Origin of the sequence: Solibacillus sp. FSL K6-1126 (genome assembly GCF_038003445.1) — a bacterium.
Taxonomy (GTDB): domain Bacteria; phylum Bacillota; class Bacilli; order Bacillales_A; family Planococcaceae; genus Solibacillus; species Solibacillus silvestris.
The window spans coordinates 2,503,130-2,526,870 of the sequence record NZ_JBBOPD010000001.1 but is presented as its reverse complement, the minus strand read 5'-3'; the positions used below and the strand labels follow the sequence as shown (position 1 = coordinate 2,526,870).

At 38.3% G+C, this 23,741-nt stretch carries 30 protein-coding genes and 1 pseudogene; 30 read left to right on the top strand and 1 reads right to left on the bottom strand.

Features of this window, described 5'->3' with window-relative positions:
- The first annotated feature begins 17 nt into the window (after positions 1-17).
- The 20 genes and pseudogenes from MHH44_RS12535 (at position 18) to MHH44_RS12440 (ending at position 15,210) form a co-directional block, all read left to right on the top strand.
- Entirely contained in the window at positions 18-1,190 is a 1,173-nt protein-coding gene (locus MHH44_RS12535; RefSeq protein ID WP_008404141.1) for an acyl-CoA dehydrogenase family protein, read from the top strand.
- A gap of 213 nt (positions 1,191-1,403) precedes the next feature.
- Positions 1,404-2,825, top strand: coding sequence for an MFS transporter (locus MHH44_RS12530; RefSeq protein ID WP_340798764.1), 1,422 nt, complete (start codon positions 1,404-1,406; stop codon positions 2,823-2,825).
- A gap of 52 nt (positions 2,826-2,877) precedes the next feature.
- Positions 2,878-4,200: an aldehyde dehydrogenase family protein gene (locus MHH44_RS12525; protein WP_340798763.1), complete on the top strand. Its 1,323-nt coding sequence runs from the start codon at positions 2,878-2,880 to the stop codon at positions 4,198-4,200.
- 254 nt (positions 4,201-4,454) lie between these two features.
- Positions 4,455-4,866: pseudogene (locus MHH44_RS12520) on the top strand (cupin domain-containing protein); the annotation flags it as partial.
- Between the two features lie 187 nt (positions 4,867-5,053).
- On the top strand, positions 5,054-5,314 hold the full coding sequence (locus MHH44_RS12515; protein ID WP_008404135.1) for a metal-sensitive transcriptional regulator: 261 nt from the start codon (positions 5,054-5,056) through the stop codon (positions 5,312-5,314).
- Positions 5,315-5,365: 51 nt separating this feature from the next.
- Positions 5,366-5,842 carry a DsrE/DsrF/DrsH-like family protein gene (locus MHH44_RS12510; RefSeq protein WP_008404134.1) on the top strand — a complete coding sequence of 159 codons (477 nt, stop codon included), beginning with the start codon at positions 5,366-5,368 and terminating at the stop codon, positions 5,840-5,842.
- A 10-nt stretch (positions 5,843-5,852) separates the two neighbouring features.
- Complete coding sequence (locus tag MHH44_RS12505; protein WP_340798762.1) at positions 5,853-6,194, top strand: rhodanese-like domain-containing protein; 342 nt, start codon at positions 5,853-5,855, stop codon at positions 6,192-6,194.
- Positions 6,195-6,207: 13 nt separating this feature from the next.
- The gene (locus tag MHH44_RS12500; protein ID WP_340735290.1) at positions 6,208-6,504 is read left to right on the top strand and encodes a rhodanese-like domain-containing protein; all 297 of its coding nucleotides are present in this window, start codon (positions 6,208-6,210) and stop codon (positions 6,502-6,504) included.
- Positions 6,505-6,544: 40 nt separating this feature from the next.
- Positions 6,545-7,105 carry a sulfurtransferase TusA family protein gene (locus MHH44_RS12495; RefSeq protein WP_014823535.1) on the top strand — a complete coding sequence of 187 codons (561 nt, stop codon included), beginning with the start codon at positions 6,545-6,547 and terminating at the stop codon, positions 7,103-7,105.
- A 1-nt stretch (position 7,106) separates the two neighbouring features.
- A complete protein-coding gene (locus MHH44_RS12490; protein ID WP_008404130.1) occupies positions 7,107-7,502 on the top strand; it encodes a DsrE/DsrF/DrsH-like family protein in 396 nt (131 codons plus the stop codon).
- 45 nt (positions 7,503-7,547) lie between these two features.
- Positions 7,548-8,675, top strand: coding sequence for an MBL fold metallo-hydrolase (locus MHH44_RS12485; RefSeq protein ID WP_340798761.1), 1,128 nt, complete (start codon positions 7,548-7,550; stop codon positions 8,673-8,675).
- A gap of 123 nt (positions 8,676-8,798) precedes the next feature.
- Positions 8,799-9,026: a sulfurtransferase TusA family protein gene (locus MHH44_RS12480; RefSeq protein ID WP_008404128.1), complete on the top strand. Its 228-nt coding sequence runs from the start codon at positions 8,799-8,801 to the stop codon at positions 9,024-9,026.
- 148 nt (positions 9,027-9,174) lie between these two features.
- Entirely contained in the window at positions 9,175-9,960 is a 786-nt protein-coding gene (locus MHH44_RS12475; protein WP_008404126.1) for a sulfite exporter TauE/SafE family protein, read from the top strand.
- 164 nt (positions 9,961-10,124) lie between these two features.
- Positions 10,125-11,780 (top strand): alkaline phosphatase, encoded by a 1,656-nt coding sequence (locus MHH44_RS12470; protein WP_340798760.1) that lies wholly within the window; start codon positions 10,125-10,127, stop codon positions 11,778-11,780.
- Positions 11,781-11,914: 134 nt separating this feature from the next.
- Positions 11,915-12,427 carry a GNAT family N-acetyltransferase gene (locus MHH44_RS12465; protein ID WP_014823539.1) on the top strand — a complete coding sequence of 171 codons (513 nt, stop codon included), beginning with the start codon at positions 11,915-11,917 and terminating at the stop codon, positions 12,425-12,427.
- 26 nt (positions 12,428-12,453) lie between these two features.
- Positions 12,454-13,023, top strand: coding sequence for a dihydrofolate reductase family protein (locus tag MHH44_RS12460; protein ID WP_014823540.1), 570 nt, complete (start codon positions 12,454-12,456; stop codon positions 13,021-13,023).
- Between the two features lie 186 nt (positions 13,024-13,209).
- Positions 13,210-13,527 carry a hypothetical protein gene (locus MHH44_RS12455; RefSeq protein WP_014823541.1) on the top strand — a complete coding sequence of 106 codons (318 nt, stop codon included), beginning with the start codon at positions 13,210-13,212 and terminating at the stop codon, positions 13,525-13,527.
- Between the two features lie 66 nt (positions 13,528-13,593).
- A complete protein-coding gene (locus MHH44_RS12450) occupies positions 13,594-14,004 on the top strand; it encodes a hypothetical protein (RefSeq protein ID WP_340798759.1) in 411 nt (136 codons plus the stop codon).
- A gap of 396 nt (positions 14,005-14,400) precedes the next feature.
- The gene (locus MHH44_RS12445; protein WP_008404118.1) at positions 14,401-14,544 is read left to right on the top strand and encodes a hypothetical protein; all 144 of its coding nucleotides are present in this window, start codon (positions 14,401-14,403) and stop codon (positions 14,542-14,544) included.
- Between the two features lie 186 nt (positions 14,545-14,730).
- Complete coding sequence (locus MHH44_RS12440; RefSeq protein WP_008404116.1) at positions 14,731-15,210, top strand: GNAT family N-acetyltransferase; 480 nt, start codon at positions 14,731-14,733, stop codon at positions 15,208-15,210.
- An 89-nt stretch (positions 15,211-15,299) separates the two neighbouring features.
- On the opposite strand, the gene MHH44_RS12435 is transcribed toward MHH44_RS12440, so the two are convergent.
- Positions 15,300-15,725, bottom strand: a complete 426-nt coding sequence (locus MHH44_RS12435) for a hypothetical protein (RefSeq protein WP_008404113.1) — start codon at positions 15,723-15,725, stop codon at positions 15,300-15,302.
- 244 nt (positions 15,726-15,969) lie between these two features.
- On the opposite strand from MHH44_RS12435, the gene MHH44_RS12430 reads away from it, so the two are divergent.
- From MHH44_RS12430 to MHH44_RS12385, 10 genes are all read left to right on the top strand, one after another.
- Positions 15,970-17,586, top strand: coding sequence for a thiamine pyrophosphate-binding protein (locus tag MHH44_RS12430; protein WP_340798758.1), 1,617 nt, complete (start codon positions 15,970-15,972; stop codon positions 17,584-17,586).
- A gap of 175 nt (positions 17,587-17,761) precedes the next feature.
- Positions 17,762-18,655 (top strand): SDR family oxidoreductase, encoded by an 894-nt coding sequence (locus MHH44_RS12425; protein WP_340798757.1) that lies wholly within the window; start codon positions 17,762-17,764, stop codon positions 18,653-18,655.
- A 271-nt stretch (positions 18,656-18,926) separates the two neighbouring features.
- A complete protein-coding gene (locus MHH44_RS12420; RefSeq protein WP_008404107.1) occupies positions 18,927-19,382 on the top strand; it encodes a LytTR family DNA-binding domain-containing protein in 456 nt (151 codons plus the stop codon).
- Positions 19,379-19,783, top strand: coding sequence for a DUF3021 domain-containing protein (locus MHH44_RS12415; protein WP_008404105.1), 405 nt, complete (start codon positions 19,379-19,381; stop codon positions 19,781-19,783). Before MHH44_RS12420 ends, MHH44_RS12415 begins: the two co-directional genes overlap by 4 nt.
- Position 19,784: 1 nt before the next feature.
- On the top strand, positions 19,785-20,708 hold the full coding sequence (locus MHH44_RS12410; RefSeq protein WP_340798756.1) for an ABC transporter ATP-binding protein: 924 nt from the start codon (positions 19,785-19,787) through the stop codon (positions 20,706-20,708).
- Position 20,709: 1 nt separating this feature from the next.
- The gene (locus MHH44_RS12405) at positions 20,710-21,576 is read left to right on the top strand and encodes an ABC transporter permease (RefSeq protein WP_340798755.1); all 867 of its coding nucleotides are present in this window, start codon (positions 20,710-20,712) and stop codon (positions 21,574-21,576) included.
- A gap of 331 nt (positions 21,577-21,907) precedes the next feature.
- On the top strand, positions 21,908-22,111 hold the full coding sequence (locus MHH44_RS12400; protein ID WP_340735279.1) for a hypothetical protein: 204 nt from the start codon (positions 21,908-21,910) through the stop codon (positions 22,109-22,111).
- A gap of 122 nt (positions 22,112-22,233) precedes the next feature.
- Positions 22,234-22,389 carry a hypothetical protein gene (locus tag MHH44_RS12395; RefSeq protein ID WP_008404095.1) on the top strand — a complete coding sequence of 52 codons (156 nt, stop codon included), beginning with the start codon at positions 22,234-22,236 and terminating at the stop codon, positions 22,387-22,389.
- A gap of 30 nt (positions 22,390-22,419) precedes the next feature.
- Positions 22,420-22,704, top strand: a complete 285-nt coding sequence (locus MHH44_RS12390) for a DUF3219 family protein (protein ID WP_014823551.1) — start codon at positions 22,420-22,422, stop codon at positions 22,702-22,704.
- A gap of 6 nt (positions 22,705-22,710) precedes the next feature.
- A complete protein-coding gene (locus MHH44_RS12385; RefSeq protein ID WP_340798754.1) occupies positions 22,711-23,739 on the top strand; it encodes an LLM class flavin-dependent oxidoreductase in 1,029 nt (342 codons plus the stop codon).
- Positions 23,740-23,741: the final 2 nt, after the last annotated feature.

Sequence of the window (23,741 nt, the reverse complement as noted above, 5' to 3'; positions counted from 1 at the left end):
GAGAAGAAGGTGAATAGATGGACTTTTCTCTAAGCCAGGAACAGGAAATGTTTCGGGAATATATAAAGAAATTTTTAGGGGATATGGAACATACGAAAATTGCAAGAGATTATATTGATAACAAAACAGAGCATGTAAAAAATATTTTATCGGATTTAAAGGAATTGGGCTGGACAAAATTGAATATCCCGGAAGAATTCGAGGGAATGGGCTTAGGCCAGCTCGATTTAGTGCCGATCATGGAAGAGTTCGGCAGGGTATTGCTTCCGGGTTTACACCTTGAAACAAATGCATTGGCAGTTCCTTTGATTGAACGTTTCGGAACGAAGGAGCAGAAGCAGTATTTTTTAAAGGAAATAGCCGATTCGGATTTAAATTTAACGGTGGCATGGTTAGAGCCAGGTGGCAGCTATAAAGAGCAGGGAATCCGGCTTTCTGGTGAAGTGAGTCAGGGGCAGATTATTTTAAATGGTGTGAAAACACAGGTGCCAGATTTAGAGCTCGCACAGCATGCTATAGTTCCGCTACGAATACACAATGAAATTACATTAATCACTGTGGATCTTAGCACACCGGGAATTTCAATTACACCACAGGATAATTTTGCTGAAACGAGAAAACTGTCAATGGTTGAATTTGAACAAGTGAAAGTTCCGGCTGAAAATGTTATTGGCCAAATAGGAGATGGCTGGGGAATGTTGCAGGAGGGTTTGCTTTATTATAATGCTGCGTTATCTTCCGTAGCGGTAGGTGCAATGGAGCATATAGTGGAGATGGCCAGCGAGTACGCTAAAATCCGTGAACAATTCGGAAACCCTATCGGCAGATTCCAGGCGATTAAACATCGTCTAGCAGATATGAAATTGGATTTGGAGACTGCACGTTCGCTTTCCTATTATGCAAACTGGGCAATGGAGACTTTTTCAGAAGACCGGATTGAGGCAATTTGCAGTGCGCGTATTTTTGCAACGCAGGCATTCATTCGATTGGCGTCCCATAATATCCAAATTCATGGCGGGATTGGATTCACGGAGGAAATCGATTGCCACTTATTTATAAAGCAGGCTAAATACTACGAAAATTATTTAGGAAGCATTGATCAATATTATGATCTGGCAATTAATGCTTTAAATTGGACCAGTCAAAATTCTGTACAAACAGAGCAGCAACCTATTATGGCGCATAAATAGAGGATGATATATAGAGAGTGATTTGCGTTTAAATATTTGAAATATTTAAATCAAGTCGCTCTCTATTTTAATGAAACTCAGAAAATTAGTCCGAATCGATAGATAAGACGTCTGATCCGACGACACAACATTGTTTTAGTTCGGGCTATTTGTTTAATTGAGCGGAAAGTTTAGTCTAACAAAATAATCAAAATCAAAGAGGTGATTTTGTTCATGTTAAAAACGTCTAAAACTGTTGAGTCGCTAACATATAAACAAAAGGTTTTATTAATGGTTGGGGTCTTTATGTGTATAGAATTGGGGCTTATGGTTTCCTCCCAGTTCTCAGTCGCGTTGCCTAAAATTATTGATGATATTGGCGGCATCGAATTTTACTCGCTCGTATTCACTGTAAATTTGACTGTAAGTGCAATAATGACGCCAATAGTGGGAAAAATGAGTGATATTTATGGACGCAGACAAATTTTGATTATCGGTATTTTAGTTATCTTAGTCTCGGAAATAATAACACCTTTGTTGGTATCAAATATTTACCATTTAATGATTTTCCGAGCGATACAGGGCTTGGGCGGCGCACTTGCGGCTGTAGTTGGTCTGATCGTCATCAGCGATATATTTGATTTGGCGAACAGGGCGAAGTTTTTAGGGTTTTATGGGGCATTAAATGCCATTACAGCAATAGTCGCACCTACATTGGGTGGAATATTTGTACAGTATATGTCCTGGCACTGGGTATTTTATTCGATTGCTCCAATTGGAGTGATCGGCTTGTATTTAGTCGTTAAATATATGCCGAATATTCCGAGGACAGAAAATGCAAAACTTGATTATAAGGGAATAAGTATTTTAAGTGCCGCTATTTTAGTTTTTGTTGCGATTACAACATTTGGCGGCTCAAGAATTCCTTGGCTATCTGTCCCGATGTTCGTGTTGGTAACCGTCTTTGTATTGTCGATTTTCGGTTTTATTACTAGCCAAAAGAAAGTTGCACATCCAATCGTGCCATTACGGTTATTTAAATATCGGGTTTTTGTCGTTTGCATGTTAAGTGTTTTTGCCGTTATGTTTGCCGCAACCGGGCTAATTTTTTTATTGCCGATGTTCTTACAAAATTTATTTGGTTTTACACCAACTGAAACTGGCTTATTTATGACGTTTCGAGGGACGACTTCCTTCATATTTGCTGCAATGAGCGGATTCCTTGTTGTAAAATTGAAAGATTTCAAATTGGTTGCAATCATTGCGATGGTTATTTTTGCTTCTATGATTTTCACGTTAACGTTCTTTACAACATCTGCTTCTACATTAGCCTTAACGATTATTTGTTTAATTTGGGGAACGTCCAGCGGTGTTTTGATTTCAATTTTCCACACAGGAATTCAAATGAACTTACCTGATAAAGATATTAGTGTTGCAATGAGTGTCATTCAGTTAGCTGTTGCAGTATCGTCGTTATTGGCAACATCTTTCCTGGGACTGTTTTTACGACTTCCAAATTTAAGTCAAGGCTTATCGTACTTACTGTTTGCATGCTTAGGCGCAGTTGTTCTTGCACTTGGAATCTTTGTCATCACATTGCAAAAGCGCAATTTGAAAATAGAGGAAGAAGAACCAGTCACAGAGCAGCTTGTTTAAATTAAAGGATTTGAAATAGGTAAGTTAAATTTTATAAAAGGGAGTGGGAAAGATGAGTTTTTCTACGATAAACAAGCTACAAAGTATTTTTGACAAGCAAAAAGGTTTTCAGTGGCAGGCACGTCAAACAACAGCACAGCAGCGTATCAAAAAACTGCTGAATTTGAAAAATGCGATTTTGACGCGTACACAGGATTTGGTAGAGGCCGCGAACAGGGATTTTGCCATGACGACTATGACAGCCGAGCAACAAATTTATTCCGTTACATCGGCGATAGATTTTACTGTTAAGCATCTGGAGCAATGGATGCAACCTGATCGGGTTGAAAATACTCAAGATGGAGAAGCCTATATTTTATATGAATCACGTGGCTGTGTTTGCATTTTCGGGACTTGGAATTCTCCGATGTCTGTAACAATTCATCCATTATTGGATGCATTGGCTGCAGGTAACTGTGTATTAATTAAACCAAGCGAGTTTAATCCTGCCTATAATCAGATACTGGAAGATATAATTGAATCGGTATTTGATGAGCAGGAGGTCGCGTTCGTTCAGGGGGAAGCCGATGTTTCCGAGCAATTACTGAAGCTGCCGTTTGATCATTTCTTCTTTACGGGCAGTCCCCGTGTCGGCAAAATAGTCATGCGTGAAGCGGCCGAGCATCTGGCAACTGTAACGCTTGAGCTTGGCGGTAAATCGCCGGTTATTATCGATAAAGGGTATAATCCTTTCAAAGCGGCGCAAACAATCGTTTTCGGAAAGGTAATGATGGCTGGACAGTTTTGTATTTCACCAGATTACTTATTTGTTCATGAAGACGATTTAACAGGTTTTGCACGGGCTTTTCAGCAAATGACGCTAGGTATGCTCTATGATGAAGGTAAATTACGCACAACGGAGCGCACTCAAATTGTTAATAACGCACACTATTATCGGATTAAGGGGTTATTCGAGGATGCAATAGAAAAAGGAGCAACCGTATTAAGCGGAGGGATATTTGATGATGAAAATCGTTTAATCGAGCCGACTTTATTAGGAAATATTATACCCGACATGCGGATTGCGGATGAGGAAATCTTCGGACCGCTCACATTTGTAAAAACGTATAAGGATGTGTCAGAAGCGATTCGCCATATCCAGCAGAATCCAAAGCCTTTAGCGCTATATATCTATAGTGAGGATGAGCATTTCCAACAGCAGGTGCTCCGTACTACGTCTTCTGGCGGAGTGACGGTCAACGGAATATTTATGCACAATACGCATCTTCATTTACCATTTGGCGGTGTCAATAACTCGGGAAGCGGCAATTTCCATGGAATTCATGGTTTTAAAACGTTCTCGCATCAGCGTGCTGTTTATAAAGTTCTTTCATGACATAGAAACTAATTTATCCCTCTGTTTTCTTGTTGGGAGAAGAGATTACATGGTTAACGATAGTTTTATCGATGATTGTTGTGGAATGTATAATAATCGAAAAAAATGCGCCTGTATTAAAGGAATAAATGAAATTAATTTAAAAGAAAGTGAACGTTAACTGTAAGTTTTTCATAATCTATTTATATGGAATACATTGTAAGCTAAGGGATGAAATCAACATGAATTTTATGCCCAATATATAGTGGGATTTTGGTAACAGCATGAATGATATAACGGACTATGGCAAAAACCCAATTGTCATTATTATTCATGGAGCGACAGAGCGATAGTACGTTCCGGACCGTTTTACGGACCAGGAATCATCTGCAATTGACTGTCATAAGTTTTCATCCAGGTGAGAAACTTGGGTTGGAGATGCATCCGAATGTCGACCAGTTTCTACGGATTGAACAAGGTCAAGGAATTGTTCAAATGGGTAAAAGTATAGATAATTTAAATTTGCAATGGATCGTTTTTGATGATAGCGCCATCATCATCCCTGCTGGCACATGGCATAACTTAATCAATACCGGAAATATTCCGTTAAAGTTATATTCCATCTATGCACCACCAAATCTTCCATTTGGAACAGTGCATCCAATAAAACAATGCGGAACGACATGAGCACTAGTTTTGGAAACTTGCACAAAAGTGCGAGTTTCTTTTTGTTGACATTTATACCTGCAGGGGTATAATAAAAAGTGTGAGAAAGCTTTTCTATTCTCAACACTACTAGAAAATTAAATATTTGACATATACCCTTAGGGGTAGTATAGTTTGATTAATAAATCATTCCAAATGAGGTGAGAAAATGCAGTATGATCCAAAAGTATTGGCACGAATGAAAAAAGTCGAAGGTCAGTTACGCGGCATATTACGGATGATGGAAGAAGAAAAGGACTGCAAAGATGTTATCACACAACTTAGTGCTGTCCGTTCTGCTGTTGACCGTACAATCGGTGTCATCGTAACGGATAATTTAGTGGAGTGTCTTTCAAAGGAAGATGCCGAAACGATGGATAAAAATGCCATGGTCAAACAGGCAGTAGATTTACTAGTAAAAAGTCGATAAGACTTTTTATTTTTGAAATACATTATACCTATAGGGGTAGGGGGACTTTCGTTGGAAAAGAAAAGAACAACAATCGTATTATTCAGCGGTGATTACGACAAGGCAATGGCTGCTTACATTATTGCAAACGGTGCGGCTGCATATGATCATGAGGTAACAATTTTTCATACCTTTTGGGGTATCAATGCATTACGAAAACAAGAACCGGTAACTGTTAAGAAAGGGTTCCTGGAAAAAATGTTCGCCAAAATGATGCCGCGCGGAGCAGAAAAACTTGGCTTATCAAAAATGCAAATGCTTGGCATGGGACCAAAAATGATCAAGCATGTAATGAATAAGCATAACGCATTAACGTTAACACAACTCGTTGAAATGGCACAGGAACAAGACATAAAACTTGTGACATGTACGATGACGATGGATTTATTGGGACTTCAAAAAGAAGAATTGCTTGATGGCATCGAATACGCCGGAGTAGCGGCCTATTTAGCGGATGCTGAAGACGGAAACGTCAACCTATTCATATAAGAGGTGACATATGGAAACAATACTAGTAATCGCCGTGATCGTGGCATTTTTAGCCTGGCGCATGAAGCCGACAAAAGGCGTCAACACGATTTCGACGACAGAACTCAAAAGTATGATCAATGACAAAGACAAATTGTTTATTGATGTACGCACACCTGCTGAGTATAAAGCGCGCAATGTGAAGCAATTTAAAAATATCCCACTTGGCTCTGATTTTTCAAAACTGCCAAAGAATAAGGAAATTGTGGTCATTTGCCAAAGCGGCATGCGTTCCAAACAAGCATGTAATCAACTGAAAAAATTAGGCTATAGCCGTGTCACGAATATACGTGGCGGCATGAGTGCCTATTAAGGAGGAAGAAAGAATGAAAACAATTTTACCAGAACAAGTACAAGCAAAATTAGAAGCAGGTGAAGCGGTTCATTTAATCGATGTTCGTGAAGTAACGGAAGTAGAAGCAGGTCATATTCCGGGGATTACCCATATTCCATTAGGATTACTGGAATTCCGTATGCACGAATTGGATAAGAAAACACCATACATTATGGTTTGCCGTTCAGGCGGCCGCAGCGGTCAGGCAACAGCCTTTTTGGAATCACAAGGGTTTGACGTGACGAATATGACAGGCGGTATGCTTGAATGGAATGGTGAAGTTAAGTAAGTAAAAAATTTAAATAGGATTATACCTTAGGAGGATAACGATGATTAAATCAGACGTACAACTTGATGCAAAAGGTTTAGCTTGTCCAATGCCGATTGTCAGAACAAAAAAAGCGATGAATGATGTGGCAGAAGGACAAGTGCTTGAAATTCAGGCGACAGACAAAGGCTCAGTGGCCGATTTAGCTGCATGGTCGAAAACGGTCGGTCATCAATATATCGGCTCAAATGAAGTAAATGGTGTGTTTTATCACTATATCCGAAAGTGCAATCCGGAAATCAGTGATGCAGCGGAAAAATCATTTGAACAAACAATTTCGAATGAAGATGCCGTGAAACAAGAAGGAATGATTTTGGACGTACGTGAAGCAGCGGAATACGCTTTTGGCCATATCCCGGGAGCAAAATCAATTCCTATGGGCGAATTAGCAACACGAATGAGTGAACTTGATAAAGAAGAAACAATTTATGTTATTTGCCGTACAGGAACACGCTCGGATTTGGCAGCCAAACAACTGGCTGAAGCAGGATTTACAAAAGTATACAACGTCTTGCCTGGTATGACAGGTTATGAAGGCGAATTGAAGAAAGAGGTAGAGTAATATGACAAACAAAGTAGCAATTATTGCAGCAAACGGTGGGCTTTTCGATGCTTATAAAGTATTTAATATCGCAACGGCAGCAGCAGCTTCTGAAAAAGAAGTAGCCATCTTTTTCACATTTGAAGGTCTAAATTTAATTCATAAACAAGGGATGAATGCACTTGAAATGCCTGCTGGCAAAGAACACTTTGCGGAAGGCTTTGCTAACGCAAATGTACCGGCAATCCCGCAATTAGTGGAAATGGCACAGGATTTAGGAGTGAAATTCATCGCCTGCCAAATGACGATGGACGTGATGGGTTTGACAAAAACAGATTTCGTTGATGGTATTGAAGTAGGCGGCGCCGTTACATTCCTGGATTTTGCGAAGGATGCTGCACCAACATTAACGTTTTAACAAGAAAAAATTTTAAACTAAAATATACCAATGGGGGTAATTTAAATGACAGTAACAGCATGGACAGCCGCACAAGTTGCGCGCAAAGTAATTGAAAACAAAGAGTTGTTTATTTTAGATGTTCGTAATGAAGATGCATTTAAAGACTGGAAAATCGAAGGTCACAAATTTGATTATTTAAATATTCCTTATTTTGATCTGTTGGATGGTGTAGATGAAATTTTACCACAAATTCCAACAGACAAAGACGTATTAGTTGTGTGTGCAAAAGAAGGCTCTTCTATCATGGTAGCAGAAATGTTAGCTGATGCTGGTCGTGAAGTTGGCTATTTAGAAGGCGGTATGAAGTCTTGGTCAATGTACCTTGAGCCAATTAAAGTCGGCGATCTTACAAACGGCGGAGAGTTATACCAATTCGTACGTTTAGGTAAAGGCTGTCTTTCTTACATGGCCATTTCTGAAGGCGAAGCAGCGATCATCGACGCAGTACGCTTCACAGATGTATTCACAAAGTTCGCTGAAGAAAAAGGTGTTGAGATTAAACACGTTTTCGATACACACTTGCACGCTGACCACATTTCTGGTGGTCGTAACATCGCTGCAGCTACAGGTGCAACATACTACTTACCACCGAAAGATGCAGAAGAAGTGGTATTTGACTACGCACCACTTGAAGACGGTTTAAAAGTACAATTAGGTGCTTCTGAAATCGAAGTAGGCGCACTTTATTCACCTGGTCACACAATTGGTTCAACATCATTTGTCATCGATGGTAAATATTTATTAACAGGTGACATCCTGTTCATCGATTCAATCGGTCGTCCAGACTTAGCTGGACTTGCTGAAGACTGGGTTGGTGACTTACGCGAAACATTATACTCTCGCTACCGCACATTAGCAGAAGACTTAATCGTATTACCGGCTCACTTTATGATCATTGACGAACTAAACGAAGACGGCACAGTGGCAAAACGTTTAGGCGACTTATTCGCTGAAAACCACGGTTTAAACGTGGAAGACGAAGAAGTATTCCGCTCAATGGTAACAGATAACTTACCACCACAACCGAATGCATACCAAGAAATTCGCCACGTTAACATGGGTAAAATTACACCTGATAACGACGAACAAACAGAAATGGAAATCGGTCCAAACCGTTGCGCAGTACGCTAATTTAGTTTAGCAATGAGATGTTACACCAATGCGTGCCTCACGCTCAAGAGGCACGCAACCGTGTTACACGGTAAACTTATAGATTGCTTACAACAAACAAATTTAAGAATAGAGGAATTTCAAATGAATATTACACAAACATTAGATGCAAAAGGCTTAGCATGTCCAATGCCAATCGTAAAAACGAAAAAGGCAATTGATAAAATAAACTCTGGTGAAGTACTAGAAGTTTTAGTAACAGATAAAGGCGCATTAAATGACTTCAAGGCATGGGCAGGTGCAGGCGGCCACACTATCGTAGAACAAAAAGAAGAAGCAGGCGTCCTGTACTTCTACATTCAAAAAGCATAAAAAAATAATAGCGGGTAGATGAAGCTCTACTCGCTATATCTTTATTCAGCGGGTGTATATAAACGCCCGTTGAATAAAGATATACCCCGGCCGAAGTCACAATTATTTAGCTGAGGTATAAATTGAATTTTTGAAAGAAGGAAAACATATGGAAATCGATTTATCATTTATGTATATAGCGGTCATATTCGGGCTTGGATTTATCGGCTCGTTTCTATCCGGAATGCTAGGGGTCGGCGGTTCAATCATTAAATACCCGTTGCTGCTCTATATTCCGCCAATGTTCGGTTTGGTGGCATTTACCGCACATGAAGTTTCCGGAATTAGTGCTGTACAAGTGCTATTTGCATCGCTTGCAGGGGTTTGGGCTTACCGTAAAAGCGGGTTGTTAAACAGAGAACTCATTATCTATATGGGTGTGGCGATTTTAATCGGTAGCTTCATCGGCAGTTACGGTTCAGGATTTTTGTCTGAAGATGCCGTTAATATTGTATATGGTCTATTAGCCGCCATTGCAGCTGTCATGATGTTTATACCAAAGAAAACGGTTGAAAATACAACAGAAATTACCTTCAATAAAGTATTGGCAAGCTCACTTGCACTGATTGTCGGAATCGGGTCAGGAATTGTCGGGGCAGCCGGCGGATTTTTACTCGTACCGATTATGCTGACGGTGTTAAAAATTCCAACTCGAATCACGATCGCGACAAGCTTGGCAATTACGTTCATCTCCTCGATCGGTGGTAGTGTCGGCAAAGTGATGACAGGCCAGGTAGACTATTGGCCGGCATTTATTATGATTATCGCTAGTATCATCGCTGCGCCACTTGGTGCAAAAGTCGGTCAGAAAATGAATGTAAAAATGCTGCAATGGCTGCTTGCAATTATGATTGGTGCCACGGCCATTAAAATATGGATAGATATTTTACTATAATCAATTTTTAAAGTGGTGAAGCGGCATGAGAGCTTCCCTCTTTTTTTTTTGATCTTCACAATGACTCAATATTTCTTAACAATTCTAGCATTCTAGATTTACAAATGAAATTTACAATGAAATCGAATTACAAATTAGCAGTTGCTTAGGAGGAAATTTCATTGATGAAGAACAAGAAAAAATGGTTTACATATGCACTTGCGGGGACAGTGGCAGTATCATCTCTTTCTGTCATGCAGTTCAATACTGAAGCTGAAGCGAAACAAGCAAAAAAGGAGCCAATTAATGTCATCATGCTCGTGATGGACGGTTCCAGCAATAACGCTGTATCGTTAGCTCGCTGGTACAAAGGTGAAAGTCTCGCAATGGATGAAATTTTAACAGGTGGTGTGACAACGTATTCAGCAGAATCAGCTATTACAGATTCGGCACCAGCTGGAACGGCACTTGCTACCGGCCATAAATCAAACAGCGGGTATGTAGGGGTACTGCCATCCGTAATTGATATGCCGGGCGTAGAAGGAAACCCGGACAATGCATTTACACCAGTTGCAAATGTGTTAGAAGGAGCAAAACAATTAGGCAAGGCTACAGGAATCGTGTCAACTTCTGAAATTCAGCATGCGACACCTGCCAGTTTCTCTTCACACGTAACGTCTCGCAGTAATTATGACGATATCGGAGAACAACAAGTGTATCAAAATATGGATGTGATTCTTGGCGGCGGATATGATTACTTAAAATCAGAAAACCGAAAAGATGGCGAAAATCTAGTTAGCGTAATTGAAGATAAAGGATATGACCTAATTACAACGCGTGATGAGTTACTAACGTCCAATTCCAATAAAATTTACGGTAGTTTTGCCGGCAGTTCTTTAGCGTATGATCTAGATCGTACGAAAACAAACTCAAATGAACCTTCACTGGCAGAAATGACATCAAAAGCAATCGATACGCTGAACAAAGATAAAGATGGGTTCTTCCTTATGATTGAAGGGAGTAAAATCGACTGGGCAGCTCATGCGAATGATCCAATCGGAATGGTTACGGATATTTTGTCATTCGATGATGCGGTAAATGAAGCGCTGAAATTTGCGAAAAAAGACAAGAATACGATGGTTATAGCAGTAACAGATCACGGCAACAGCGGGATTACGATTGGTAATGAAAACACGAGCTCTACATATGACAAAATTAATATATCCAATTATATAAATCCATTGAAGAAGGCAACGATGACAGTGGAAGGTGCACTAAGTCAATTAAAGCCGGACCGTTCGAATTTAGTGGAAGTAGCTAAATTATATGGACTGGATAATTTAACTGCAGAGGAAACGGCTGCCCTGAACGCAACAGAAACGAAGAAGCTTGCCGGTACATTCGTCAATCTTTTATCAAAACGTGCCGATTTAGGATACACTACTGGAGGACATACAGGCGATGACGTATTCCTGTACTCATATGGACCAAAACGCATTTCCGGACTAGTAGATAATACTGATTTAGCAAAAGAAATGGCCAACTTCATGGGCATTAAGTTAGATAAATTAACAAAAGATCTTTACGTTAACGCAGAAGCAGCACTGAATGGCAAAGGAATGACGACTACAATCGACCTTTCGGATAAGGAAAATGCGGTACTTGTAGTGAAAAAAGGCACGACTACTTTTGAAATCCCTGAAAATAAGAATGTTATCATTAAAAAAACAACGGATAAATCAGGCAAAGAGACTACAAATGAAATTCAGACAAATACAATCAGCGTATACAATGAAAGTGGTTTCTATATTTCAAAAGAAACAATCAACAAGCTTAAGTAAATGCTAAGTGAAATCCTTGCCAACTCGTGTGGTGAGGATTTTCTATTTGAAGTAATCAGAACGTTTTATTAAAAAGGTAAACAATCAAGTAATGTCGAAACTAGAAAATAGTAGTTATAAATGGGGGTAAGGGGATGCACACTGAAACCAAAAGATTATTAATACGAAAATTTAATATGGAAGATTTACAAGCGGTATATGAATATACATCCGATGCCAATGTCATGAAATATATACCTGAAGGGGTTTTTACAGAAGAAATGGCAAAAGATTTTATCGAACAAAACTTGGGGGAGGAAGCGGAGAAGTTCGCGGTCATATTGAAAGGTGAAAATACTTTGATTGGACATATATTTTTCGGTAAATATTTTGGAGATCATACTTATGAGATAGGCTGGGTATTCAATCCGAAATTTTATAATAAAGGATATGCTACTGAAGCGGCTAAAGCAATGTTACAATATGCCTTTGAAGAAAAGAAGCTACATAGAGTGATCGCAACTTGTCAGCCACAAAATCCGCCTTCATATCGTGTGATGGAGAAAATTGGCATGAGAAGGGAAGGATATTTCAAGAAATGTATTCCGAACGGTGATGAGTGGTGGGATGAATACTATTACGCGATTTTGGGTGAAGAGTGGAAGTAAGCGGCATCAAAGAGGGAGAAAAAATTATGGCAGATCATACAACTAAGAGAAGAGTAATTTTAGATTTGGCAATTACTTTAGATGGATTGATTGAAGGGAAAAACGGTGAAATAGATTGGTGTATTATGGACCCGGAAATGAACTTTAACGATTTTTTGAATCAAGTAGATACGATTTTTTACGGTAGAAAAAGCTACGACTTATGGGGACAATATATTCCTGAAGAAGGGGGCTCCGAAACCGAAATAGAAATGTGGGATTTGGTTCATAGTAAAGAGAAATATGTTTTCTCCAGAACTCAAAACGGGACCGGTCATGAGGCAATATTTATAAATGATAACATCCGTGAAGAAGTGATTAAATTAAAGAACAAACCTGGTAAGGATATTTGGCTATATGGCGGAGCAAGCCTCATTACTACTTTTATCAATTTACGGCTTATTGACGAATTTAGATTATCCATTCATCCAGTCGTATTGGGAGAAGGTAAACCGCTGTTTATAGATGTTAGAGAGAGGTTAAATTTAAAAGTCGTAAATACAAGAACATTCTCTTCCGGTGTTGTACAAATCGTTTATCAATATGAGGGTAGCTAATATTTATCATAAATTACAGGTGATAGGCTAGAATCATGAAACCGTTGTTATCCTGAAATAGTCCCGTTCAATTTTATTAAGTGGGCATAGTATAGAATAGTTAAGATTTAATGAAAGACCGATATTTGCTTAACATTGTATAAGAAAGTAGAATGATATTAATTACAAATTTTGGAGGTTGTTTGCTTGCAAAATATTGAACAAAGAGCGCCAAATAGGAAGCATAGTTTAATCAGCTATAGTTCACTTCTAATTGGTATTATTTGTTTCTTTATCGTCTTTGTAACACCGACAAGGTTAGCCCACACCGGAAATATGGCAGGAGATTATATTACCTATGCCATGACATTTATAGGAATTTTATTATCAATTGTGGCGCTATCGAAAGAAAAGGAGAAAAAGTTAATTCCCGTCCTTTCTCTAATTCTTTCTTCATCCCTCTTTATTTTTTGGATGTTAGCGCTATTCTTATTGTTTACAGGTTTAATGGATTTTGCTCCATAACTTAATTAAATGGCGCGGTTCTTGAACAAGAATTCGCGTCTATTTTCACAAAAGGGGATCAATCAATTGATAAAACAAATTGCGGTTATTTTGTTGTCCTTGCTATGGATAGCCGGATGTAGTGATAGCAATATTAAAAGGAATACAGAACTTGAAAAAAATCTGCATTCTTCCATTATTATGGTATCGGATAATAGTGAAAGCCATCTTTATTTAAGCACGTTTGTCGAATTTGAATGGGACAAGGCGTTTCTATTTGAACCTTATACGACACAAGCAGAAATAGAAAAACAAGTTGGCGTTGAATTTAATGATCCAAGTAACATTGATTCGAGAGATGATATTTACCTGTTGGTTTTTGTCAATGAGGGTAAAGCAGTACAGTATGCTGTAATTGAACGTTTACATACCACTTTTTCTTTAGGCGATCAAGCGTATCTTGAGCCTTCAAATGATATTCTTTACATAGAAAGATAATGTAGGTGAGGTGAAAATCATAAAAATTAAAACATAATCGATTGGAGTCATCATTATCGGCTTAATTATCGGTGCTTTAGGCTACTTCTTATTTGTAAAAGTTTTTATCCCTAATATGATGTAATGATTTTCTATAGCAGAATAACAAAATTATGCATTCAAGCGCGCTTCAATTACAAGAAACAGCGCTTATTTGTATGATGGGAGAGTGAAAAAAGGTCTTTTGTTTTATGAATTAATCGTTTTTTAAGCGGTAAGAAAAATAGTGAAAAAATACACTTTGAAATATCTTGATAATGGGTTGCTTTCCTAAAAGAAAGGGTATATGATTTACTACAGTTTTGGATAAATAAGAAGTGAATCTTCTTCAAAATTATGTAGTAAAGGAGTGTAGTAATGGAGATTGGTGTAAAAGCAAAAAAAGAAATTAAACCTAGGCTTAAAATTAATAATGCGGATTTCTTCTGGTTTTTCTTTTTTGTTGCGCTACCCTTTATTTCTATAGTTTATTCGATCGCTGAATTTCTTTATAAGAATTGAATTCTCGTCATTCACCAAGCATTACTATACAAGGGCTTCAACCGCTAAGTGATTTTGAGATTAAATAAATATGACTAAAAAGAACATTTTTCTGATATAAGGAAAGTGTTCTTTTTTAATTTACTTAATTTGTAATATATGTATAATTATAAGTATAGATTTATATTTATTGGAAGGGGTGTTAATTTGAAAATTGAAATGAATATAGAACCAGCAAAAGCGGTTAAAGTTATCCATCAAGCGTTTAAGCGTTACGAAACAGATCCACAACCGTCCAGTGCTTTAAATGAAACAACAGAATCCATTATTACTGAGGTAAAACAAGGGACAGAAATAATCGGTGTATACGATAACGATGAATTAATAGCACTCGTAAAATGTGTTTTAAATGATGAGTTTATGTATTTCTCAAGATTGTCTGTATTACCTACACACCAGGGGAAGGGCGTAGCAACTAATTTGGTGAAATATTTAGAACGCTACGCTATGCAAAATAATATATTTGTTTCAATATGCAAAGTTCGAAAAAATGAAAAGAATAATATCGCGCTTTATTCAAAAATGGGATATAAAATCGTGAAGGAAGAAATCATCATTAATAAAAATGGTGATGAAATCCCAACTGTTACTATGCAAAAGAATCTGCAAATACATAATATAATGTAAATATAATTTAATAAAAAAAGAACTCGATTCCGTTTATTCGAAATCGAGTTTTATTTTTGTATTCCCTGCTGCTATAGATTACATGCTGACTAATTCTGATTATACAATTCCTTGTACAAAACATATTTTAACGCAGAAATTTCATCCTCGGTAAGCGTACCTTCCATTTCGGATACGACTTCATCAATACTCATGGAACCATTTTGAGCCTGTTCCTGGATGGCAAGTAAACGATTAATGCCTACTTTTTTTATTAACAGACGAGTTGCTTCTTCTTTAGTTTGGAAGGGAAGAGAATCGGGATCCGTAGTTGCTGCTTCGTTTACAATCTCCTGAAGCTTTGGATCTTTTGCAATATAGGATTTTACTTCCTCTTTATCTTCATCATTTAAATTAGCTTCTACTTGTTGTACGATTTTTTCGGAAGCAATATTTGTACCAAAATGCCAAACAGCATATCCGGCTGCTCCGAGTAAAACAAGGATTATTGCAGTAATCGTTAAAAATTTCTTCATCAAATCACTCCTGACAGTTTGAATATAGCACAACCTCAAAAAAACCACGAAGAAAAGATATTTCCAAAAGTGCATTCATTATATTTTTTAATAAAACATCCCGACGCAGTATTTAGATAACTTGTATTAAAAAAGGAAGATTAACTCGAATGATTTAGGGAAAGTTAAAAAATATGAACAAAAAATATAAATTGGACTTTTTAACTGGCAGGTTAGGAAGATCTATCAAGGAGGTTCATATGTCATGGGAAAAACAGAAAGAACAGTTTCTGAATTGATGCTCGATCAATTGTATATGTTCGGTGTACGACGGATATATGGGGTAGTTGGTGATGCAACATTTGGAATCATCGATGCACTGGCGAAACAGGATAAAATTAAATACATTGCTGTAAAACATGAGTCGACAGCTGCTTTTATGGCATCTGCAGAGGCTAAATTGACTGGTGGCCTTGGTGTGTGTACCGCAACAATGGGACCAGGTGCAGCAAATCTTATAAATGGACTTGGTGATGCATATGCAGACAGAGCGCCTGTACTTGCAATCACCGGACAGGCCGAGAGCGATAAAATCGGAACGGAATATCCGCAATATATTGACCAGCAGGAGCTTGTTAAGCCTTTTGCTGCTTATTCTGCAAATCTAGCCAACCCGGATGCGACGATTGAAGTCCTGCAAAAAGCAGCGCGAACATCTCTCGGACAGAGGGTTGTAACCCATGTGTCCATACCAAAGGATATTTTAATGATGCCTGCTAAAGGGGAACCGCGTCGATTACCTGACGTAATTGAAGGTACTTCCAGCTTTACGAAAGAAAGTCTGAAACACGCAGCAGACATTATGAGAATGGCCAAGCGACCAATGATCCTGGCTGGTATAGGTGCCACGTCTGTATCAGCAGATTTGGAAAAACTGGCGGATCTATGGGGAGCCGGCATTCTTACAAGCCTGGGCGGAAAAGGTTTGTTTGATGAATCTTCACCGCTTGTTTTACAAGGGATTGGTGAAGGCGGGAATCCCTATGCAGCTGATGTATTTAAGCAGGCAGATGTAGTACTTCTTGCTGGCACGACTTGGTGGCCGGAAGGGTATGTGCCATCGGATGCTCGAATTATTCAGATTGACCGCCAATTTGATAAGTTTGTAAAAGAAATTCCGACGGAACTTGGAATCATTGGCAAAACAGAGGAAGTTATACCAATTTTAACGGAGAGCCTGCAAGAATTCAGCCGCTCCGAAGATTGGGTAGCCCATTTACAGCAAGCAAAAGAGAAATGGGCAGCGCAAAATGAGGAGGAGGGCAATACGAAAGGTTATCCTGTTCATCCTTCCCGAATTATCCGCGCCATTGACCGAACAGTAGCACCGGATGCTATTCTCGCACTGGATACAGGGGATAATACAGTATGGACGAATCGTAACTTCAAACAAAAAGATCAATCTGTATTATTTTCCGGTTACTGGCGGACAATGGGCTTTGGCCTTCCAGCAGCGATGGCCGCGAAGCTCATCCAGCCAGAAAAGCAAGTAGTGGCGGTTGTAGGCGACGGGGGGCTTCAAATGGTGCTTGCAGATTTATTAACAGCAACTCGTTATGAACTTGATATTACGGTCGTTGTCTTAAATAATGAGAGTCTGCAAATGGAAAGGGATAAGCTGAAAGTTGCCAAGAAGGAAGAAGTAGGAGTTGATTTAACAAACCCAGATTTTGTGAAATTGGCAGAAGCTTGCGGTTGGAAAGGATTACGACCTACTTCAGATTCTGAGCTGGAGACTGTAATGGAAGAAGCACTTAATACGAAGGGACCTACACTGGTGGATATCAGCACAGCCCAAGTATTTTTCCCGGAAACACAATAAAAAATGAGCACAATTGATTTAATCGAAGAATAAAGTCTGAAACTGTTTAAAGTAAATCATACAGGGTATTCAAAAAATGTAACAATTTTTGTGAAGGAAAATCTGTTAAGCATTTATAAACCTTACAGGATTTATCCTTGCAATTTTGTACTAACTATATAGGAGATGATTTTTGATGGGAAACCCAAATCTAAACGATCCACGAAAAAAATTTCATACGGAGAAATTCCCGGATCAAGAACAGAATACTCCAGCGCTACAAAATGAAATGAGTCCAAAACCTGATTGTGGAGAAGAATCATATAAAGGGCATAATCGTTTGGAAGGACGTAATGCTTTAATTACCGGTGGCGATTCCGGAATTGGCCGTGCTGCCGCGATTGCTTATGCACGCGAAGGCGCAAATGTAGCCATTCAGTTCTTCCCAGGTGAAGAAGAAGATGCAAGTGAAGTGAAAGCAATAATTGAAGAAGCCGGAACAAAAGCATTGCTGCTGCCATATGACTTGCGTGAAGATGGCGCCGCGACAGAAATGGTAAAAAAAACAGTGGAAGCATTTGGCGGATTGGACACACTCGTCCTGAATGCAGGGCAGCAGATTGCACAGTCAACACTAAGTGATTTAACAATCAAACAAGTTGAGGATACGTTCAAAGTAAACATTATCAGCATGTTCGAAGCCGTTAAAGCAGCTGAAGAACATTTGGAACCGGGAAGTGCGATTATTACGACGACATCGGTTCAATCGTACAATCCATCCACATTTTTAATGGACTATGCTTCTACAAAAGGTGCAATTAGCAACTTTACAGTAAACCTTTCTTCGTACTTTGCTTCTAAAGGGGTACGTGTGAACGGGGTTGCGCCAGGCCCGATTTGGACACCGCTGCAGTTGGATAATGGACAACCGGATGGCAAAATCCCTGAATTTGGCCAAAATGCACCACTTGGTCGTGCAGGACAGCCCGTAGAGCTTGCCCCAGTATATGTCCTTCTAGCATCCGATGAAGGAAGTTATATTACCGGACAGATTTACGGTGTGACGGGCGGCGAACCGATCGACTTGTAAGGGCTTCAAAATAGCTCCCGAACAACGTGATATGACACTATTAAAAGCAATCTCCTAATTATACGGGAGGTTGCTTTTTTATTTTATTTTTATAAATACTTTAATTTTAAAATTAAAATTTCATTAACAATAGTTGGAAAATAATACTTATAATAAAATTGCATGATACAATCCAAATTTTACAACTTACATTCAGCTTTATACGTGTTAGCGCCAAATATAAAATCCGTACAAAAGAGGTGCTATACTACAAACCATGAAGGAGGGCCTTATGAAAATTCATTTACATATCGAGCATCAGCTTATGGAAGTCGAAGTTCATGTGCATGCACCGGAATACAATGAGCAAGTGGCGCAGCTGATGAAAAAGCTTAACCAATCAACGACTAATGATACGATTGCAGGCTATTCCAATGGTGATATTCATTTGATCAAAATGCAGGATGTGTACAGCATTTACAGCGAACAGGGGAAAGTATTTATCCAAACGGATGAGCAGGAACTGGAAGTGAAACAAAAGCTTTATGAGCTGGAGGAACGTTTTTCATCGCAGTTGCTACGTGTCAATAAGGCGACACTTGTTCATTTTGAAAAAATTGCTTCCATCCAGTCGAAGGTACTTGGCAACCCGCAACTGACGCTCGAAAATGGAGTCACAATTCCAATAAGCCGCAATTATTTCAAAGCGTTAAAAGAGGCATTCGGGTTAGGGGGAAATAGCAAGTGAAAAATTTAATACAAAGCATCTCAATAAGTTTATGTTCATCCTATTTTATCATCATGCTCATTTCATTAAGATCTCCACATGATTACTGGGTGAGTGAAACGATTGTAAATCAGTTTTTCTATGCAGTCATTTTAGGAACTGTCATTGCAGTAGCAAATCAACTGTATAAATTGGACTGGTCAATGTTCGTTGTACTTTTAATTCATTATGCTATTACTGTAACCGCAGTCTTTATCATAGGGTATTATGGCAGCTGGTTTGATCTTGATAATGGTAAATCAGTCTTTTTATTATACGCCCGCGCTTCGGTTATTTATCTCATCGTTTGGCTGTATTATTATACCGAAGAAAAGCGTGCAATTCGAAAAATGAACAGTCAACTTCAACATCGAGGTGAGTAACATGCAAGTATTGATTGATGTCCAACAGTTAACAAAGCGGTACGGAGAAGTTGAAGCCGTAAAAGGGATAAGCTTTTCAGTGCAAAAGGGGGCATTATTCGCATTTCTTGGCAGTAATGGTGCTGGTAAATCCACAACAATTGAAATGTTATGTACGCTTTTAGAGAAAACGAGCGGAACGGTTTCAATCGATGGACATACACTTGGTAATCTGAAAGGCAATGAAGCTATCCGCAGAACGATTGGTATTGTATTTCAGGAAAGTATTTTAGATCATCAATTGACGGTGAAGGAAAATATTCTGCATCGCGGCCGTTTTTATCGTTTACCGAAGTCAATGTTACAGGAAAATTATGATTTTGTGCAGCAGTATTTACAGCTTGCAGACATCGAACATCAAAAATGCGGTTCGCTTTCAGGTGGACAGCGTCGCAGAGCAGATATTGCGCGGGCAATTATTCATAAGCCCAAGCTGTTATTTTTAGATGAGCCCGCGACGGGACTCGATCCATTCACACGACAATTTGTGTGGGCTACTATTGACCGATTGCGTAAGGAAGTAGGCATGACGATATTTTTGACAACACATTATATGGAAGAGGCAGCAAATGCAGATGATATTGTCATTATGAAAAATGGTGAAATTATTGCACAAGGAACACCGAATAAATTGAAAGCACTTTATGCAAAGGACTTTTTGCAATTTGTTTTAAAACCTTCTATTGCAATTGAAGATGTAACCGCTATTTTGCCTATGCTGCTACCTGAAAAGCATCAAGATGGGTGGAAGGTGGAAGTGTCGTCAACAATTTCCACGATTCCAATTTTGGCTCAACTCGAACCCTATATTGCATCATTTGAAGTAATAAAAGGTTCGCTCGACCAAGTATTTATCGAAACGAATGAATCGAGGGAGGAGAAATAATATGATGACGAGCTTAATTGTACGCAATAATAAAATTTTCTTCCGTGACAGAATGCTCGTTTTTTTCTCACTGCTGTCTGTCTTGATTTCAATTGGATTATTTATTGTCTTTTTGCAGAAGCTGCAACTCGATGCCATTCGTCAGGTTATTGAAGTGACACCGGCAGTTGAATTAGTTGTAAGTGAATGGATGATTGCTGGTATTTTAACAATGACAGCCATGACATCAACATTAGCTGTATTTGCAATATTCGTTAGTGATCTGGAATCCAAGCGTACAGCGGATTTTCTTGTTACCTCCGCATCCCGCTATTCGATTCAGCTAAGCTATGTTATTAGCTCGGTCATGATCGGGTTTATCATGACCACTATTGCATTCATTGTATGTGAAGTATATTTATTGACGCTTGGTGCAGAATTGCCGAGTGTTTGGAAGCTGATGCAATTTTTCGGAGTGATTATACTTGGTGTGTTGCTGAGCGCAATGATTAATTTAATGATCGTACTATTGGCGAAATCAGCTAAAGCATTTTCCACTGTAAATTCATTGGTTGGTACACTAATTGGCTTTTTATGCGCAGTCTATGTTCCCATGGGGGTACTGCCGAAAGCAATCCAAACGGTCATTCATTTATTTCCTGTCAGTCACGTCGCTGTATTATTACGTCAGCTTTTGATGGAAGATTCTTTGAATACGGTGTTTGGAAATGCGAATGAGGCAATGGATTCCTACATGTTAACTTACGGAGTTGTTTACGAAATAGGTAGCAGTGTTTTAGGGACACAATCAAGTGTATTGTATATTTGCATTTCAATTTTTGGTATAGCTATTTTTGCAGCTTTTTTATTCCGATTGCAGCATAAGTAAACTATTTAAATTAAAAAAAGAGGTGAGAAATTCAAATGCAGGCTTCAGAAAATATACTAAAGATTTGGGATCAATTTAAGCACTTTCCTAAGCTACTATATGGAATTACAAAATTTAAAATTAAAATCTTAATCTAAATAAACGTTTAAAATTTCACTATTAAATCATTAGGTGGAGTCATTGAAAAATATTAGTCGGATTTTCCTTTGATAATTATGAATTCATAGAGTATAAAGTTGTAATAGAGTGCTTTTCTTGAGTAAGAAAAGTGCTTTATTAATTTAAAGGCCATATTATTTATAACATTCAGTGCAGTAAGAAAGGGTATCATATGAGAAAAAATCAATTATATTATCTTATTTTCCCTATTACTTATTTTATTTTTGTAACAGCTGGTCAATATTTTGCTAATGGTAATATTAAATGGGAGAAAAATTTATCTCTTACAGTAATTGCTCTTATTGTTCTCTGTTTATCATTAGCAATTAATAATTGGGCGAAAACCCCACATGTTTGGAAAAGAAAAGATAGATGATTAATTTGCCTTCAACTCCTTTTAAAGTGGGTGATTCTGATGAGGGTCTTACGAGTCTATGAAGTGTTGCCAAACGATGATTTGGGAATGTTATACTTTAAATATATAAGGGGGCGAAACAAATGGATTATACTAAAATCTACCATGAGGAACTGATTGCCTTAGTAAAAGAGAAAATTAACTCAGTCGGTGAAGTTAAAGCGGTGAAGTTTGTAAGAGAACAAACAGGTATGTCGTTAATACAGGCAAAAAAATTTGTAGATTTTTGTAAAGAATGATGCAACAACAATCTAAAAGGAAGTGATTTTTTGGTCAGTAAAATAATTTTAAATGATAGAGTAATTCAATTGAGAAGCTATGAAGAAGAAAAAGTAAATGGGTTTTATAAAGTCTCGGTCATTTTTGATGTGACAAGTAAAGACTATCATGACATTGCGACTTTACTTTACAACGGAACTTTTGACGTTAAGATTCCTGAGAAAGAATTAATGTTTAGAGGAACGATTTATAACTACTTCACTTCTATTACGAATTTGTATGAAGAAAATCAGGTAGGACAGTATACATTGACTTTAGTAGAAGAAAAGGACTGAAATTTAATGAGATTAAGCATATTGGATCAATCCCCTATTTCTTCAAATCAAACACCTCAGGATGCACTAAACTGGTCAATGAAATTAGCACAGGCTGGGGAGGCACTAGGATATACAAGATACTGGATTGCCGAACACCATGATTTATCTGGACTGGCATGTCCTGCACCTGAAGTCATGTTAAGCTACATTGGCGCTAATACGAATCGAATTCGTATAGGATCTGGCGCGGTTTTATTGCCTCATTACCGACCATACAAAGTTGCTGAACTCTTTAATACGTTAGCGACATTATTTCCTAATCGTATTGATTTAGGAATCGGACGAGCGCCAGGTGGGTCTGCCGAAGCGATGACTGCTTTGTCTGATAACTTTATCAAAAATGTGGGGAACTTTCCTGCCTTATTGAGAGACTTACTCCATTTTTTAAATGATGATTTTCCAACAGATACCGAATATTCAAAGCTATCCGCGTCTCCCATACCTGAAAACCCGCCAGTACCTTGGCTACTTGGCACGGGTAAAAAAAGTGCTTTATTAGCAGCGGGAAATGGATTGCCGTATACTTTCGGTCATTTTATGAGCGATCATGATGGAGCTGCTATCATTAGGGAATATATTGATACTTTTAAACCAAGAAGAGAAGGGCAAACACCACAAGTCATCGTAACTGTTAATGTTATTTGTGGTGAAACAGCAGAAAAAGCCGAAGAAGTTGCAGCAAGCTTTCTCATCTGGTCTCTACAAATGGACAAAGGGGAAGGTCATCAAGGCATTCCTTCTATAAATGAAGCTGAGCAATATAAGCTGACTGAAAAAGAAATAGAAAAGTTAGATAAAGTTAGACAAAGTATGATTATTGGCAATCCTTATGAAGTAAAACAGAAATTATTTGAATTAAAGACAAAATACCAAGCAGATGAAATGATGATTAATACAATCACATACTTACCGGAAGATCGAATACGTTCCTACGAACTAATTGCAAAAGAAGTGTTTTCAGAAGGAAAGCACTTAAAATTAAAGGGGCTTTAATG

What these genes read in the sequence shown, in the direction of transcription:
- MHH44_RS12500 (WP_340735290.1), top strand. Translation starts at nt 6,208, where the DNA reads ATGAAAACAATTTTACCAGAACAAGTACAAGCAAAATTAGAAGCAGGT.
- MHH44_RS12405 (WP_340798755.1), top strand. Translation starts at nt 20,710, where the DNA reads ATGATGACGAGCTTAATTGTACGCAATAATAAAATTTTCTTCCGTGAC.
- MHH44_RS12515 (WP_008404135.1), top strand. Translation starts at nt 5,054, where the DNA reads ATGCAGTATGATCCAAAAGTATTGGCACGAATGAAAAAAGTCGAAGGT.
- MHH44_RS12505 (WP_340798762.1), top strand. Translation starts at nt 5,853, where the DNA reads ATGGAAACAATACTAGTAATCGCCGTGATCGTGGCATTTTTAGCCTGG.
- MHH44_RS12475 (WP_008404126.1), top strand. Translation starts at nt 9,175, where the DNA reads ATGGAAATCGATTTATCATTTATGTATATAGCGGTCATATTCGGGCTT.
- MHH44_RS12480 (WP_008404128.1), top strand. Translation starts at nt 8,799, where the DNA reads ATGAATATTACACAAACATTAGATGCAAAAGGCTTAGCATGTCCAATG.
- MHH44_RS12495 (WP_014823535.1), top strand. Translation starts at nt 6,545, where the DNA reads ATGATTAAATCAGACGTACAACTTGATGCAAAAGGTTTAGCTTGTCCA.
- MHH44_RS12470 (WP_340798760.1), top strand. Translation starts at nt 10,125, where the DNA reads ATGAAGAACAAGAAAAAATGGTTTACATATGCACTTGCGGGGACAGTG.
- MHH44_RS12430 (WP_340798758.1), top strand. Translation starts at nt 15,970, where the DNA reads ATGGGAAAAACAGAAAGAACAGTTTCTGAATTGATGCTCGATCAATTG.
- MHH44_RS12395 (WP_008404095.1), top strand. Translation starts at nt 22,234, where the DNA reads ATGGATTATACTAAAATCTACCATGAGGAACTGATTGCCTTAGTAAAA.
- MHH44_RS12400 (WP_340735279.1), top strand. Translation starts at nt 21,908, where the DNA reads ATGAGAAAAAATCAATTATATTATCTTATTTTCCCTATTACTTATTTT.
- MHH44_RS12445 (WP_008404118.1), top strand. Translation starts at nt 14,401, where the DNA reads ATGGAGATTGGTGTAAAAGCAAAAAAAGAAATTAAACCTAGGCTTAAA.
- MHH44_RS12425 (WP_340798757.1), top strand. Translation starts at nt 17,762, where the DNA reads ATGGGAAACCCAAATCTAAACGATCCACGAAAAAAATTTCATACGGAG.
- MHH44_RS12465 (WP_014823539.1), top strand. Translation starts at nt 11,915, where the DNA reads ATGCACACTGAAACCAAAAGATTATTAATACGAAAATTTAATATGGAA.
- MHH44_RS12435 (WP_008404113.1), bottom strand. Translation starts at nt 15,725, where the DNA reads ATGAAGAAATTTTTAACGATTACTGCAATAATCCTTGTTTTACTCGGA.
- MHH44_RS12460 (WP_014823540.1), top strand. Translation starts at nt 12,454, where the DNA reads ATGGCAGATCATACAACTAAGAGAAGAGTAATTTTAGATTTGGCAATT.
- MHH44_RS12490 (WP_008404130.1), top strand. Translation starts at nt 7,107, where the DNA reads ATGACAAACAAAGTAGCAATTATTGCAGCAAACGGTGGGCTTTTCGAT.
- MHH44_RS12530 (WP_340798764.1), top strand. Translation starts at nt 1,404, where the DNA reads ATGTTAAAAACGTCTAAAACTGTTGAGTCGCTAACATATAAACAAAAG.
- MHH44_RS12385 (WP_340798754.1), top strand. Translation starts at nt 22,711, where the DNA reads ATGAGATTAAGCATATTGGATCAATCCCCTATTTCTTCAAATCAAACA.
- MHH44_RS12410 (WP_340798756.1), top strand. Translation starts at nt 19,785, where the DNA reads ATGCAAGTATTGATTGATGTCCAACAGTTAACAAAGCGGTACGGAGAA.
- MHH44_RS12525 (WP_340798763.1), top strand. Translation starts at nt 2,878, where the DNA reads ATGAGTTTTTCTACGATAAACAAGCTACAAAGTATTTTTGACAAGCAA.
- MHH44_RS12535 (WP_008404141.1), top strand. Translation starts at nt 18, where the DNA reads ATGGACTTTTCTCTAAGCCAGGAACAGGAAATGTTTCGGGAATATATA.
- MHH44_RS12420 (WP_008404107.1), top strand. Translation starts at nt 18,927, where the DNA reads ATGAAAATTCATTTACATATCGAGCATCAGCTTATGGAAGTCGAAGTT.
- MHH44_RS12485 (WP_340798761.1), top strand. Translation starts at nt 7,548, where the DNA reads ATGACAGTAACAGCATGGACAGCCGCACAAGTTGCGCGCAAAGTAATT.